Annotated in this window: 10 protein-coding genes and 1 tRNA gene; all 11 read right to left on the reverse strand. The window is 46.0% G+C overall.

What is annotated here, in order from left to right:
- Window positions 1–41 precede the first annotated feature (41 nt).
- Window positions 42–4,214 carry a DNA-directed RNA polymerase subunit beta' gene (gene rpoC, locus ACXAGK_RS12730; RefSeq protein ID WP_179984806.1) on the reverse strand — a complete coding sequence of 1,391 codons (4,173 nt, stop codon included), beginning with the start codon at window positions 4,212–4,214 and terminating at the stop codon, window positions 42–44.
- 81 nt (window positions 4,215–4,295) lie between these two features.
- A complete protein-coding gene (rpoB, locus tag ACXAGK_RS12735) occupies window positions 4,296–8,324 on the reverse strand; it encodes a DNA-directed RNA polymerase subunit beta (RefSeq protein WP_474856516.1) in 4,029 nt (1,342 codons plus the stop codon).
- A 325-nt stretch (window positions 8,325–8,649) separates the two neighbouring features.
- Complete coding sequence (gene rplL, locus ACXAGK_RS12740; protein ID WP_015068303.1) at window positions 8,650–9,027, reverse strand: 50S ribosomal protein L7/L12; 378 nt, start codon at window positions 9,025–9,027, stop codon at window positions 8,650–8,652.
- Between the two features lie 57 nt (window positions 9,028–9,084).
- Window positions 9,085–9,603: a 50S ribosomal protein L10 gene (rplJ, locus tag ACXAGK_RS12745; RefSeq protein WP_014951041.1), complete on the reverse strand. Its 519-nt coding sequence runs from the start codon at window positions 9,601–9,603 to the stop codon at window positions 9,085–9,087.
- 306 nt (window positions 9,604–9,909) lie between these two features.
- Window positions 9,910–10,605, reverse strand: coding sequence for a 50S ribosomal protein L1 (gene rplA / locus ACXAGK_RS12750; protein WP_014980521.1), 696 nt, complete (start codon window positions 10,603–10,605; stop codon window positions 9,910–9,912).
- A 4-nt stretch (window positions 10,606–10,609) separates the two neighbouring features.
- A complete protein-coding gene (gene rplK / locus ACXAGK_RS12755; protein ID WP_014951043.1) occupies window positions 10,610–11,038 on the reverse strand; it encodes a 50S ribosomal protein L11 in 429 nt (142 codons plus the stop codon).
- 244 nt (window positions 11,039–11,282) lie between these two features.
- Window positions 11,283–11,834, reverse strand: a complete 552-nt coding sequence (gene nusG / locus ACXAGK_RS12760) for a transcription termination/antitermination protein NusG (RefSeq protein WP_179984807.1) — start codon at window positions 11,832–11,834, stop codon at window positions 11,283–11,285.
- A 4-nt stretch (window positions 11,835–11,838) separates the two neighbouring features.
- Complete coding sequence (gene secE, locus ACXAGK_RS12765) at window positions 11,839–12,216, reverse strand: preprotein translocase subunit SecE (protein ID WP_014951045.1); 378 nt, start codon at window positions 12,214–12,216, stop codon at window positions 11,839–11,841.
- 81 nt (window positions 12,217–12,297) lie between these two features.
- A tRNA-Trp gene (locus ACXAGK_RS12770) sits at window positions 12,298–12,374 on the reverse strand.
- A gap of 167 nt (window positions 12,375–12,541) precedes the next feature.
- Window positions 12,542–14,383, reverse strand: coding sequence for an ABC transporter ATP-binding protein (locus tag ACXAGK_RS12775; RefSeq protein WP_474856517.1), 1,842 nt, complete (start codon window positions 14,381–14,383; stop codon window positions 12,542–12,544).
- 226 nt (window positions 14,384–14,609) lie between these two features.
- Complete coding sequence (locus ACXAGK_RS12780) at window positions 14,610–15,233, reverse strand: RraA family protein (RefSeq protein ID WP_474856518.1); 624 nt, start codon at window positions 15,231–15,233, stop codon at window positions 14,610–14,612.
- Between the last annotated feature and the right edge of the window lie 217 nt (window positions 15,234–15,450).

Raw genomic sequence — 15,450 nt, forward strand, 5'->3', positions numbered from 1 at the left:
AAATTGTTAGGAGTACGTTAACGTACTCCTATGATCTTGCCTTATTCGGCAGTATCTTCGTCTGCACCTGCATTAAGCGCTTCGGTTAGTGCCTGTTCTGCTTCAGCAGCAGAAACTGACATTTCTTCGATTTGCTCTTTGCGACGTTGTGCACGGCGTTCGTGGTAAGCGAAACCGGTACCCGCTGGAATAAGTCGACCAACGATTACGTTTTCTTTCAGACCGCGTAGGTCATCTTCTTTACCTTGAACCGCAGCTTCAGTTAGAACACGTGTTGTTTCTTGGAACGATGCCGCCGAGATAAATGACTCAGTAGACAGTGACGCTTTAGTGATACCAAGCAGCTGTGTTTCGTACTGCGCAGGGATCTTGCCGTGTTTTTCAATTTCACGGTTAGCCACTTTAACGTTCGATACTTCAACCTGTTCGCCTTCAAGGAACTGCGTATCGCCTGGGTGAGTGATAATACACTTACGTAGCATCTGACGAATAACTACTTCGATGTGCTTATCGTTAATCTTAACACCCTGTAGACGGTATACTTCCTGAACTTCGTTCACGATGTAGTTTGCTACTGCTGAGATACCACGTAGACGTAGGATATCGTGTGGAGACTCTGGACCATCGGCGATAACTTCACCTTTTTCCACTTTCTCACCTTCGAACACGTTAAGCTGACGCCACTTAGGAATCATCTCTTCGTATGCGTCACCTTCAGCAGGTGTGATTACAAGACGCTTCTTACCTTTGGTCTCTTTACCGAAGCCGATAGTACCTGAGATTTCTGCAAGGATTGCAGGCTCTTTAGGCTTACGTGCTTCAAATAGGTCCGCAACGCGCGGTAGACCACCGGTGATATCACGAGTCTTCGAGCTTTCTTGAGGAATACGTGCTAGCACGTCACCTTCGTTAGCCACTTTGCCTTCTGACGCTTCAATCGTGGTAAAGCTTGGAAGACGAATTTCCTGAAGACCGAACTCATCGCTCTCAAGAATTAGCTTAGGCTCTTTAGCGTTAACTTTCGCAAGGTCTTTAACAACGATACGGGTTAGACCAGTAAGCTCGTCTTGCTGCATTTCGGTGTTAGAGTCATCAATGTCTGCAAAGCTAATCTTAGCTGCACGTTCAGTGATGATTGGGTGACTATGCGGATCCCAGTTAGCAACAACGTCGCCAGCTGCAATAGATGCACCGTCATCCACGCTAAGTACAGCACCGTAAGGTACTTTATAGCGCTCTTTCTCACGGCCTTGCTCGTCGATAACAGTAAGCTCTGTTGAACGCGAAACAATAACCACTTTACCTTCAGAGTTACGTACGAACTTCGCGTTGTGTAGCTTAAGGCTACCCGCTGTCTTAACTTGTACGCTGTTCTCAGCAGATGCTCTTGATGCCGCACCACCGATGTGGAACGTACGCATGGTAAGCTGCGTACCTGGTTCACCGATTGACTGTGCTGCAATAACACCAACCGATTCACCGCTACCCACCATGTGACCACGTGCAAGGTCACGACCGTAACACTTAGCACAAACACCGAAGTCGTTGTCACAAGTGATTACCGAGCGAACCATGATTTGGTCAACTGAGTTAGCTTCAAGCATGTCTACTAACGCTTCGTCTAGAAGAACATTACGCTCAACTAGTACTTCGTCAGTACCAGGCTTAAGTACGTCTTCTGCTACCACACGACCTAGTACACGCTCGCGTAGCGGCTCAACAACGTCACCACCTTCGATTAGTGGTGTCATTTGAACACCTTCGAATGTGCCACAGTCGTCGTTTGTAATTACCAAGTCTTGTGCAACGTCTACTAGACGACGTGTCAGGTAACCCGAGTTAGCTGTCTTAAGTGCGGTATCCGCTAGACCCTTACGAGCACCGTGAGTTGAGATGAAGTACTGTAGTACGTTCAGACCTTCACGGAAGTTCGCCGTAATTGGGGTTTCGATGATTGAGCCATCTGGCTTAGCCATCAAACCACGCATACCTGCAAGCTGACGAATCTGAGCGGCACTACCACGAGCACCCGAGTCGGCCATCATGTAAACAGAGTTAAATGATGATTGCTCTTCTTCTTCGCCATCGCGGTTAATTACGATGTCAGTCTTAAGGTTATCCATCATGGCCTTAGCAACTTTTTCGTTTGCATTTGACCAGATATCGATAACTTTGTTGTAACGCTCACCCGCGGTAACAAGACCGTTTTGGAACTGTTCCTGAATTTCAATAACTTCTGCTTCCGCCGCGTCGATAATTTCTTTCTTAGCAGCAGGGATAACCATATCGTCGATACCAACAGACGCACCCGCGATCATCGCGTAGTGGAAACCGGTATACATGATTTGGTCAGCAGCAATTACTGTGTCTTTCAGACCTAGCGTACGGTAACAAGCATTCAATAGTTTTGAAATTTGCTTCTTGCCCATCGCTTGGTTGATGATTTCAAATGGCAGACCCTTTGGAAGGATCAATGAGAAAATCGCACGACCAACAGTAGTGTCAGTTAGGGTTACTTTCTCAGTTTTGTTGCCATCTTCATCGATGTCATATTCAGTAATACGTACTTTAACGCGAGAGTGAAGCTCAGCATTACCTGTACGGTACGCTTTTTCTGCTTCATTCGGGCTGGTGAATACCATGCCTTCGCCTAAGCCGTTTACTTTGTCACGCGTTAGGTAATAAAGACCTAATACAACGTCCTGTGAAGGTACGATGATTGGCTCACCGTTCGCTGGTGACAGGATGTTGTTCGTTGACATCATAAGTGCACGTGCTTCTAGCTGTGCTTCGATTGTCAACGGTACGTGTACCGCCATTTGGTCACCATCGAAGTCGGCGTTGTACGCCGCACACACTAGCGGGTGAAGCTGAATCGCTTTACCTTCGATTAGTGTAGGTTCGAATGCTTGGATACCCAAACGGTGAAGTGTAGGTGCACGGTTAAGTAGTACCGGGTGTTCGCGGATAACGTCGTCTAGTACGTCCCAAACCTCTGGTGCTTCGCGCTCTACTAGCTTCTTAGCTGCTTTGATTGTTGTCGCAAGACCACGACCTTCAAGCTTACCGTAGATAAACGGCTTGAATAGCTCAAGTGCCATCTTCTTAGGAAGACCACACTGGTGAAGACGTAGCGTAGGACCAACGGTAATTACAGAACGGCCTGAGTAGTCAACACGCTTACCAAGAAGGTTTTGACGGAAACGACCTTGCTTACCTTTGATCATGTCTGCAAGCGACTTAAGTGGACGCTTGTTAGAACCGGTTATCGCACGACCACGACGTCCGTTATCTAGAAGCGCATCTACAGACTCTTGAAGCATACGCTTTTCGTTGCGTACGATAATGTCTGGAGCAGCTAGGTCTAGAAGACGCTTAAGACGGTTGTTACGGTTGATTACACGACGGTATAGGTCGTTAAGGTCAGACGTTGCAAAACGGCCGCCATCTAGTGGTACTAGAGGACGTAAATCTGGTGGAAGTACCGGAAGAACCGTCATGATCATCCACTCTGGTTTGTTGCCAGATTGTTGGAATGACTCAAGCAGTTTAAGACGCTTAGTAATCTTCTTACGCTTGGTTTCAGAGTTGATTGAAGGCAGCTCTTCACGCATAGCCGCAACATCCGCGTCTACATCAAGTACTGTTAAAAGATCGAATACTGCTTCAGCACCCATCTTCGCTTCAAACTCGTCACCGTGCTCTTCAAGTGCATCCAAGTACTCTTCTTCGTTAAGAAGTTGGCTGCGCTCAAGTGTAGTCATACCTGGCTCTGTAACCACGTATGATTCAAAGTAAAGTACACGTTCAATATCACGAAGTGTCATATCAAGCATAAGGCCGATACGAGACGGTAGTGATTTAAGGAACCAAATGTGTGCAACCGGGCTAGCTAGCTCGATGTGACCCATACGCTCACGACGTACTTTAGTCAGTGTAACTTCAACGCCACACTTCTCACAGATTACACCACGGTGCTTGAGGCGCTTGTACTTACCGCAAAGACACTCATAGTCTTTAACCGGACCAAAGATACGCGCACAGAACAGACCGTCACGCTCAGGCTTGAACGTACGGTAGTTAATTGTTTCAGGCTTTTTAACTTCACCGAATGACCATGAACGAATCATGTCAGGTGAAGACAGACCGATTCGAATATTATCGAATTCTTCGGTCTTGTTTTGTTGCTTTAGAAACTTTAATAAGTCTTTCACATTACTCTCCCAGCGGAGTCAGTCTCTAGAACCCGGCGCAAGCGCCGGGCCATCTCATAACATTACGCGGCGATTGCCGTATTACTTTTCTTCAAGCTCGATGTTGATACCCAACGAGCGAATTTCTTTAAGTAGTACGTTGAATGATTCTGGCATGCCAGGTTCCATTCTGTGGTCGCCATCGACGATGTTCTTGTACATCTTGGTACGGCCGTTAACGTCATCTGACTTAACAGTAAGCATTTCCTGAAGGGTATATGCTGCACCGTATGCTTCAAGTGCCCACACTTCCATCTCACCGAAGCGCTGACCACCAAACTGTGCTTTACCACCAAGAGGCTGCTGTGTAACAAGGCTGTAAGAACCAGTAGAACGCGCGTGCATCTTGTCGTCTACTAAGTGGTTCAGTTTCAGCATGTACATGTAACCAACCGTAACTGGACGCTCAAATTCGCGACCGGTACGACCGTCGAACAATGAAATCTGACCGCTTTCTGGAATATCAGCAAGCTTCAGCATTTCTTTAATTTCCGATTCACGAGCACCGTCGAATACAGGCGTTGCAATCGGAACACCCTTACGAAGGTTTTCTGCTAAGCGACGTACTTCGTGGTCTGTGAAGTTATCGATGTCAACTTCTTGGTGATTTTCACCAAGCTCGTACACCTTCTTCAAGAACTCACGCATTTCAGCCAGCTCACGCTGCTCTTTAATCATGCGGTCAATCTTCACACCAAGACCGTGTGCAGCCATACCCAAGTGAGTTTCTAGGATCTGACCGATGTTCATACGAGACGGTACACCTAGTGGGTTAAGAACGATATCTACCGGCGTACCGTTAGCATCGTATGGCATGTCTTCTACAGGCTGGATAGTCGAGATAACACCTTTGTTACCGTGACGTCCGGCCATCTTGTCACCCGGTTGGATGTGACGCTTAACTGCAAGGTAAACCTTAACAATCTTAAGTACGCCAGGCGCTAGGTCATCACCTTGTGTGATCTTACGACGCTTAGTTTCAAACTTCTTATCGAAGTCAGCTTTAATTTCAGCGTGTTGATCAGCGATTTGGTCTAGCTCTAGCTGTGCATCTTCGCTGTTAAGTGCAATTTCAAACCACTTTTCACGCGGTAGGCTGTCAAGCTTAGCTTGGTCAACACCAGCACGTAGAAGCGCAGTTTGCGCACGGGCAAAGATACCGTCAGCAAGAATTTCGAACTCATCAGTAAGGTCTTTCTTAACCTGACGTAACTGCATGTCTTCGATTTCTAGCGCGCGCTTGTCTTTCTCTACACCATCACGGGTAAATACTTGAACGTCAATTACCGTACCGTGAACAGAGTTAGGTACACGTAGCGACGTATCTTTAACGTCAGACGCTTTTTCACCGAAGATTGCACGTAGTAGTTTCTCTTCTGGCGTAAGCTGCGTTTCACCTTTAGGCGTTACTTTACCTACAAGGATGTCACCGCCTTTTACTTCCGCACCAATGTAAACAACACCTGATTCATCAAGCTTGCTTAGTGCAGATTCACCCACGTTCGGGATATCAGAAGAAATCTCTTCTGGCCCAAGCTTAGTATCACGAGCGATACAGCTAAGCTCTTGAATGTGGATTGTAGTGAAACGGTCTTCCTGTGCTACACGCTCAGAAATAAGGATCGAATCCTCAAAGTTGTAACCATTCCACGGCATGAACGCGATACGCATGTTCTGACCAAGTGCAAGGTCACCTAAGTCTGTTGAAGGACCGTCAGCTAGCACGTCACCAGCAACAATCGGGTCACCAACACTACAGGTAGGCTTCTGATTGATACAAGTATTCTGGTTAGAACGCGTGTATTTAGTCAGGTTGTAGATATCGATACCCGCTTCACCTGGAAGCATTTCATCTTCGTCTACTTTAATTACGATACGGCTGGCATCAACATAATCAACCACACCACCGCGCTTAGCAACTACAGTAACACCTGAGTCAACCGCGATAGTTCTTTCCATACCGGTACCAACTAGCGGCTTATCAGCGCGCAATGTAGGTACTGCCTGACGTTGCATGTTCGCCCCCATAAGTGCACGGTTTGCGTCATCGTGCTCTAGGAATGGAATAATGCTCGCAGCAATTGAAACGATTTGCTGTGGTGAAACGTCCATGTATTTGATGTCTTCAGTTGGCATCAAAGTAGTTTCACCGCGGTGACGACATGGAATTAGGTCGTCTACCAACTCGCCATTCTCAGTCAGCGCAATGTTAGCCTGAGCGATTGCGAATTGACCTTCTTCAATTGCAGATAAGTAATCGATTTCGTCTGTTACCACACCGTCAACAATGCGACGGAAAGGTGTTTCAAGGAAACCGAAGTCATTGGTGCGCGCGAAGCTCGCCAATGAGTTGATAAGACCGATGTTCGGGCCTTCCGGCGTTTCGATTGGACATAGACGACCATAGTGAGTCGGGTGTACGTCTCGAACCTCGAAGCCTGCACGTTCACGTGTAAGACCACCCGGGCCTAATGCAGAAATACGACGCTTGTGCGTTACTTCTGATAGCGGGTTGTTTTGGTCCATGAACTGAGAAAGCTGAGATGAACCGAAGAACTCTTTAACCGCAGCCGAGATAGGCTTAGCATTAATTAGGTCCTGTGGCATTACGTTGTCTAGATCGCCTAAGCTTAGGCGCTCTTTAACTGCACGTTCTACACGTACAAGACCAACGCGGAATTGGTTCTCTGCCATTTCACCAACAGAACGGATACGACGGTTACCTAGGTGATCGATATCATCTACTTCATCTTTACCGTCACGAATCATTATTAGCTGCTTCATTACAGAAATAATGTCTTCTTTATCTAGCGTGCCTGAACCAATAAGTTCTTCACGACCTAGACGGCGGTTGAACTTCATGCGGCCAACAGAAGATAGGTCGTAACGTTCGTCAGAGAAGAACAAGTTATCGAACAAGGTTTCAGCTGCGTCTTTTGTTGGTGGCTCACCAGGGCGCATCATACGGTAAATTTCAACGAGCGCTTCTAGGCGGTTAGTTGAAGAGTCGATACGAAGTGTATCTGAAATATATGAACCGTGGTCAAGTTCGTTGATGTAAAGCGTTTCGAACTCTTTGATACCCGCTTGGCTTAGCGCCGCTAGGTTCTCAAGGGTAAGTTCTTCGTTCGCGCTTACAATAACTTCGCCAGTATCTTCATTTACATAAGTAGCAGCGTATACGCGGCCAATTAGGTAATCAGCTGGAACTTCTAGCTCAGTAAGACCTGCTTTCTCTAGTGCACGAGTATGACGTGCTGAGATACGACGACCCGTTTCAACAACAACGTTGCCTTCACCGTCAATGATGTCAAATGCAGCAGTTTCACCACGAAGGCGATCTGGAACCACTTCCATCATCAACTTGTCTTTGTTGATACGTATGCCAACTTTGTCGAAGAAAGTATCAAGGATTTCTTCAGACGTCATTTCAAGTGCGCGCAAGATAATGGTTGCAGGCAATTTACGACGACGGTCTATACGTACAAATAGGTTATCTTTCGGGTCAAACTCGAAGTCTAACCACGAACCACGGTAAGGAATTACACGTGCGTTATAAAGCACTTTACCTGACGAGTGGGTTTTACCTTTGTCGTGATCAAAGAATACACCAGGTGAACGGTGTAGCTGTGACACGATAACACGCTCAGTACCATTGATAACGAACGTACCGTTCTCAGTCATCAATGGGATCTCGCCCATGTACACTTCTTGTTCTTTAATATCTTTTACGGTACCTGGGGCAGCGTCTTTATCGAACAACACTAACCGTAGTTTTACTCTTAACGGAGCAGAGAAAGTTACGCCACGAATTTGACATTCTTTAACGTCGAAAACTGGCTCTCCCAGGCGGTAGCTTACATATTGAAGCTCTGAACTACCTGAGTAGCTTTTAATTGGAAAAACGGAACGAAATGCTGCTTCCAAACCGTATTGAGCTTCCGGATCGGTCTCAATAAACTTTTTGAAAGAATCAAGCTGAATTGAAAGAAGGTATGGAATTTCCAGTACCTGTGGGCGTTTGCCAAAATCCTTACGGATACGTTTCTTTTCGCTATAAGAGTAAACCATGGGTTCCTCAGCCTGCTGATTTATGACCCAACCTGCTGCAAAATGCTTTAAAACGCGTGCTATGGGCTAAAAGCTGCGTTTCAAATGGCGCACTAAGCAACAAACTTCCACAACCCTTTTTCGGGCAGATACACCAGCATACAACAAAATTTAACCAATTATTAGTTAACTTGTTGGATTTTTATGCTTTTTATGGGTATTTCCGAATGGCGCTTTAAGTAGTGTAACCAAGGGTTAGTTTCTACACACTATACAGCGCAAAAAGGCTGGTGGTTCAAAAAACCACCAGCCTTGCCGTCTCAGGCAATAATCTGACTAGGTCAGATTACTTGATTTCTACTTCTGCACCAGCTTCTTCAAGCTCTTTCTTAAGTGCTTCAGCTTCATCTTTGCTTACGCCTTCTTTGATAGCTTTAGGAGCAGACTCAACTACTTCTTTAGCTTCTTTAAGACCTAGGCCAGTCGCGCCGCGAACTGCTTTGATAACTGCAACTTTGTTGCCACCGAATGAAGTCATTACAACGTCGAATTCAGTCTTTTCTTCTGCAGCAGCAGCGTCGCCGCCAGCAGCTGGACCAGCAACAGCAACAGCAGCTGCAGCAGATACGTTGAATTTCTCTTCAGCCGCTTCAATTAGTTCTACCAGTTCCATTACCGGCATTTCAGCGATTGCGTTTAAGATATCTTCTTTAGTTAGAGCCATGTTCTCTAAACTCCTGGGTATAAAATGTTAAAAAAATCAATATGCCAAAAACGCCAATTACTTGGTGTCTTTGACCGCCGCCAATACGCGCACAAACTTGCCAGGAACTTCGTTGATTGTTTGAACGAATTTCCCAACTGGTGCTTTGAAGGTTGCAAGTAGTTTTGCAAGCGCTTCGTCGCGGGTAGGTAGTGCTGCAACTGCGTCCAATTTCTCTGGACCAAGAAGACCGCTACCAATAGATAGTGCTGTAACTTTAAGCTTATCGTTAGTCTTACCGAAGTCTTTGAAAAGACGTGCCGCACCGCCTGGTGCGTCGATAGAGAAACCATAGATAAGCGGGCCAGTTAGGGCGCTGTCTAAGTCTGCAAATTGACTGTCTGCTAGAGCACGCTTTGCAAGAGTGTTACGTACAACCTTTAGGTATACGCCTTGCTCACGAGCTTTAACACGTAGGTCAGTCAGTTCTGCAACTTCCATCCCACGGTATTCAGCAACGGCTACGGATAGAGCGCGAGACGCAACTTCAGAAACTTCTGCTACGATCTCTTTTTTTGCTGCTAAACCTAGTGCCACTGAGTTCACCTCTTTGTATCTGACTTTGTTTGCGGTTACCCGCTTACGCCGTCAGGGTTCACAGATTGATACCAACCCTCATGGTTGATACCGCTCTACGGTGTTTGTTACCCCAGAGAGTCTGAGTCAAACCACCGTCTGCGCAGGTTGTTGTATTAAGCAGTGTGTTGACTGTGAAAGTTCTCTTACCTCTTTCACCACACCGCACCTGCGGTCTAGGACGGGAGCTGCTTATTAGCACTGCTAATTGTCACAGCTCCAACCCATAACCTTTAAGAGATTTCGATGAGCCTAAGCTCAGCGAAATTAAAGACCTACAGAAGCCTTATCAAGAGCAACACCAGCACCCATTGTAGTGCTTAGGCTGATCTTCTTGATATATGTACCTTTAGCAGAAGAAGGCTTAGCTTTCTTCAGTGCTTCAAGTAGCGCTTCAAGGTTTTCTTGAATTTGGTTCGCTTCGAACGCAATCTTACCGATGCTAGCGTGGATGATACCGTTCTTATCGTTACGGTAGCGTACCTGACCAGCTTTAGCGTTCTTAACTGCCGTTGCAACGTCAGGCGTTACAGTGCCAGTTTTTGGGTTAGGCATAAGGCCGCGTGGACCTAAGATTTGACCTAGTTGACCAACAACACGCATCGCGTCTGGGCTAGCAACTACTACGTCAAAGTTCATTTCGCCTTTCTTAACTTGCTCAGCTAAGTCATCCATACCAACGATGTCTGCACCAGCTTCTTTCGCTGCTTCAGCATTTGCACCTTGAGTGAATACTGCAACGCGAACGTCTTTACCAGTACCGTTAGGTAGTACAGTTGCACCACGAACGTTTTGGTCAGATTTCTTCGCATCGATACCAAGGTTAACAGATACGTCTACGCTTTCTGCGAACTTAGCTGTTGCTAGTTCTTTAAGAAGCGCTACTGCTTCGTTGATTTCGTACTCTTTAGTAGAGTCAACTTTGTCGCGGATTACGCGAGCGCGTTTAGTTAATTTAGCCATTCGATTAGTCCTCTACGTTCAAGCCCATTGAGCGAGCAGAACCCGCGATAGTGCGTACCGCTGCATCTAGATCAGCTGCAGTAAGGTCTGGCTCTTTAGTTTTAGCAATCTCTTCCAACTGAGCGCGAGTAACTTTACCCACTTTTTCAGTATTAGGACGGCCAGAACCACTCTTGATGCCCGCTGCTTTCTTAAGCAGGTAAGACGCAGGAGGAGTCTTTGTTTCGAATGTGAAAGAGCGATCTTCGTATACAGTAATTTCTACTGGTACTGGAGCGCCTTTCTCAAGACTTTCAGTTTTCGCGTTGAAAGCCTTACAGAATTCCATGATGTTAACACCGTGCTGACCTAGTGCAGGACCAACCGGTGGACTTGGGTTAGCAGCGCCAGCTGCAACCTGAAGCTTGATAATACCGCTTACTTTTTTAGCCATTTTACATGCTCTCTTGTTTGGGTCTAACGCCTCGCAAATACAGAGATTATTTGCTCAATCGGCTTCCCGTTTCCGTTTAAAAGGGCGCGCATTATATAAGGTGATTAATTACTATGCAAGGGCTAATTAGAATAAAAAACCATCGAAAGGACAGTATTTTTAAGCCTACGCCGTTTAACCAGTTATCACCTACAAAAAAGCCCCGTTGAACGGGGCTTTTTTAAATGTGCTTAGCAGAGAAGGCTTAACCTTTTTCTACTTGACCAAATTCTAGGTCTACCGGTGTAGAACGACCGAAGATAAGTACCGATACTTTTACGCGGCTCTTTTCGTAGTCGACTTCTTCTACCACACCGTTGAAGTCTGCAAATGGACCGTCGGTAACACGAATAACTTCGCCTGGCTCGAACAAGGTCTTTGGTCTTGGCTTATCAACGTTTTCTTCAAGACGATTTAAGATAGCATCAGCTTCTTTTTGCGTGATAGGCATAGGACGGTCAGATGTACCACCGATGAAACCAAGTACGCGAGGAACGCTTTTCACCAAGTGCCATGACTCTTCGGTCATCGCCATTTCTACCAATACATAACCCGGGTAGAACTTACGCTCAGATTTACGCTTCTGACCCGCACGCATCTCAACAACTTCTTCTGTTGGTACTAGTACCTGACCGAAGTAGTCTTCCATGTTGTGCATTTTGATGTATTCAAGCAGGGTCTTCTTTACACGAGACTCATATTGCGAATAGGCTTGTACTACGTACCATCTTTTCTTTACTGCTTCTTCTTCAGACATACGTTTATGCTCCTATTCCAGTAATAAAGCCAACTACACGAACGATGATGCCGTCTAGTCCCCATAAAATTAGTGCCATGATTAACGTCGCTGCAAGCACGATAAGGGTAGTCTGGTTCGCCTCTTGGCGAGTAGGCCACACAACCTTGCGAACTTCTGTGCGAGACTCTTTAGCAAAGCTCAAGAAGGTGCTACCTTTTTCGGTAGTTGCCGCGATAAAACCAGCTATACCAACTACTACAACAATAGCGATAGCACGGTATAGTACCGAGATCTCACCGTACATTGTATTAGCGGTTACTAAACCGGCAAGTAGTGCAAAAACCACTACCCATTTAAACATGTCCAATGCATTGGACTGATTTTCCGTCTTTTCGCTCATGTTACGATCCTAGCACTACAGCGTCGTTGTTTTACGCACTCATTTAATGCGCAATTTAAAAATTCTTAGTTTAAGTAAATTTGGCAGGGGTGGAGGGACTCGAACCCCCAACCATCGGTTTTGGAGACCGCTGTTCTACCAATTCGAACTACACCCCTGTGGTGTCTAAAAGACAAAATTTACTTACACTGCCCTTGTGAGTTGTGCGTCTTTTCTAAGGAAAGTGCGGTATCGCAAGGGAGGGACGCGTATTATACTTAACCACTTTCAAGATACAAGCGGTTTATCCATCCCTTCTGCGATTGAACACTATTTCGCGAGTTTCCTATTCAACACCAATAAATCCGCCGGTTTGGTGAGCCCAAAGCTTCGCATAAATACCATTTTGAGCGATAAGCTCAGCATGTGTGCCCTGCTCTACAATGTTACCTTTATCCAAAACAAGCAACCTGTCCATTTGTGCAATGGTAGATAGGCGATGTGCAATGGCTAGCACGGTTTTACCTTCCATCACTTTATCCAGACAGGCTTGAATGGCCGCTTCAACTTCTGAATCTAGTGCCGATGTCGCCTCGTCCAGTACCAGTACAGGTGCGTCTTTTAGCAATACACGGGCGATAGCGATACGCTGACGCTGCCCTCCTGAAAGCTTCACACCGCGCTCACCTACATGCGCGTCGTAGCCTGTTCTACCGTAACTATCGGTAAGTGTAAGGATAAAATCGTGAGCTTCGGCTTGCTTAGCTGCTCGCACCATATCCTCTTCTGTCGCGTCCGTACGCCCGTATAAAATATTGTCGCGTACAGAGCGATGCATCAACGAGGTATCCTGCGTTACCATACTGATTTTAGCTCGTAGGGTTTCCTGCCCCACTTGGGTAATATCTTGCCCATCAATGATAATTCGGCCACTTTGGGTATCGTAAAAGCGCATTAATAGGTTCACTAAAGTTGATTTACCTGCACCAGAGCGCCCCACTAACCCTACTTTTTCACCAGGCTTGATGTCTAAATCCAAATTTTTAAACACATCAATAGGTTTTTCATCGGCCCCAGCATAAGAAAAGTTCACGTTGTCGAAGTTAATCCCGCCGCCATTTACTTTAAGTGCATTAGCCTTAGGTTTATCTTTTACTGAAATTGGCTGCGCTAGCGTATTCATGCCGTCTTGCACAGTACCTAAGTTCTCAAACAAGCCTGATACTTCCCACATTACCCAGTGCGACATACCGTTTAGTCGCAAACACAGACTAATAGCAATGGCGATATCACCGGGGCTCGCAATGTTTTCCATCCACAAATACACAGACAGCGCGCCAATGGTAAAAATAAGAATGGCATTAGCCATTTCCACACAAAATTCCAATACGGTAACCAAACGCATTTGCGGGTAAACCGTTTTAAGAAAACCATCCATGCTTTCTTTTGCGTAATCAGCTTCACGGCGACTATGCGAAAACAGCTTCACTGTGGTGATATTGGTGTAACTATCCACAATACGCCCTGTCATTAATGAGCGCGCGTCGGCTTGCTTTTGAGAGACTTCTTTTAGTTTTGGTACTAGCACCTTCAAGATACCGATATACACAAAAAACCACACGATAAGCGGCATGGCTAAGCGCCAGTCAGTACTGAAGATAAGCACAACCATGGAGATAAAGTAAACGCTGATGTACACCAGCAAATCGAGCACTTTAGTTACCGTTTCTCGCACAGATAATGCGGTTTGCATTACCTTGGTGGCCACACGTCCGGCAAATTCATCGTGGAAAAAGGTTAAACTTTGCCCAAGTAAGTAGCGGTGTGCCTGCCATCTAATGCGCATGGGGTAATTACCCATCAAGGACTGGCGAGAAAACAGCGAGCGCAACAAAATAAACAAAGGAATGAAAACAAGAACCGTTAAACCCATGCCAATAAGCGTGAATTTTTGGTCCTCTAAAAAGGTTTCTCGGCTTTGCTCTGAGAACCAGTCAACCAACTGGCCTAGAAATCCAAACAGCGCTACTTCTAACATGGCCACAATCGCACTAAGCACCGAAACTGTAAGGATGACGCCCCACATGCCTTTGGTGTAGTACTTACAAAATGCAATGATACCTGTTGGCGGTTGAGTAGGCGGTGTATCGGGGAAAGGCTGGGTCAGCTTTTCAAAAAATGAAAACATGTAGAACTCGTTAATTATTCGGTGACAGAGCACGTTTACGTATGCCCAAAATGCTTAGGTCACAATTCTACACGATAACTGAAAGTGTGTTGAACTTTGCGGTACTTTTTTACCGCAAAGCTCACTTAACATTAGTTAATATTTGGACAAGCTAATTGCTTAATGAAGGGCTTAGTGAATAGCTCATCGAACACCTGTCAAAATATGGCTCATTTTCTGCAGAGCTTTACTCTGCAAAGCCTAATTTAGCGAGTATGCTTTCTACTTTTTCAGCGTGTTCAGCCTGCCACTGTTCTAACGACATAGAACCGTCTTTTTGTGCGCGCTTTTGGGCAATGTCATAGGCTGCTAGCGCCTCATCCTTTGGAATTACTGCAATGCCCTCCTCGTCCGCCACAATGATGTCTCCCGCGTGAACAGTTACACCAGCACATGTGATAGGCTCATTTAACGGCGATATGCACTTTTTCGCTCCAGGCTTGGGTATAACGCCTCTGGCAAACACTGGAAACTTGTTGTCACGGGTTTCAGCAATATCTCGGATAACACCATCAATTACGAAGCCTTTAATCCCTCGAGATTGGGCGATTGCGCAGACGTTACCGCCCGCAACGGCAAAGTTATCGTCAGCTTCAACCACAATGATATCACCGGGGCTTGCACGATATATCGCCGCATGCACCATAAGATGGTCACCCGGCTCACACTTAACGGTGAATGCTGGACCCGCAATACGAGGCATACCGTACCACAATGGTTTAATCCCGTAGTGCATGAACTGCTCTCTTGGCAGGGCGTCTGCGTACTCGCACGGTGATACGCTTTCAAAAGGAGTTTTATGTAAGTCCATTGCCGTTCCTTGAATATTGTGATGAGGTCAATACAGAACACTATAGCGAACTTAGTCTGCCAAGTTGTTACAAGCTGTGTATTTTCACTATAAACACTTTTTCTATCCCTACCATCATGCTAAAACGTTAGAAAAACCGTGCGTGTTGCGCCCCGATATTCTTGTGGATGCAAAGGTCATTCTTTTGGATGTAAAGGGCCTAACAACGCGCTAAAAA

Source organism: Alteromonas sp. ABM1_013 (assembly GCF_056160505.1).

Bases quoted from the DNA above. Each gene is read 5' to 3' on its own strand.
- ACXAGK_RS12780 (WP_474856518.1), bottom strand. From the start codon at position 15,233: ATGGACTTACATAAAACTCCTTTTGAAAGCGTATCACCGTGCGAGTAC.
- rplA (WP_014980521.1), bottom strand. From the start codon at position 10,605: ATGGCTAAATTAACTAAACGCGCTCGCGTAATCCGCGACAAAGTTGAC.
- rplL (WP_015068303.1), bottom strand. From the start codon at position 9,027: ATGGCTCTAACTAAAGAAGATATCTTAAACGCAATCGCTGAAATGCCG.
- rplK (WP_014951043.1), bottom strand. From the start codon at position 11,038: ATGGCTAAAAAAGTAAGCGGTATTATCAAGCTTCAGGTTGCAGCTGGC.
- secE (WP_014951045.1), bottom strand. From the start codon at position 12,216: ATGAGCGAAAAGACGGAAAATCAGTCCAATGCATTGGACATGTTTAAA.
- rpoB (WP_474856516.1), bottom strand. From the start codon at position 8,324: ATGGTTTACTCTTATAGCGAAAAGAAACGTATCCGTAAGGATTTTGGC.
- ACXAGK_RS12775 (WP_474856517.1), bottom strand. From the start codon at position 14,383: ATGTTTTCATTTTTTGAAAAGCTGACCCAGCCTTTCCCCGATACACCG.
- nusG (WP_179984807.1), bottom strand. From the start codon at position 11,834: ATGTCTGAAGAAGAAGCAGTAAAGAAAAGATGGTACGTAGTACAAGCC.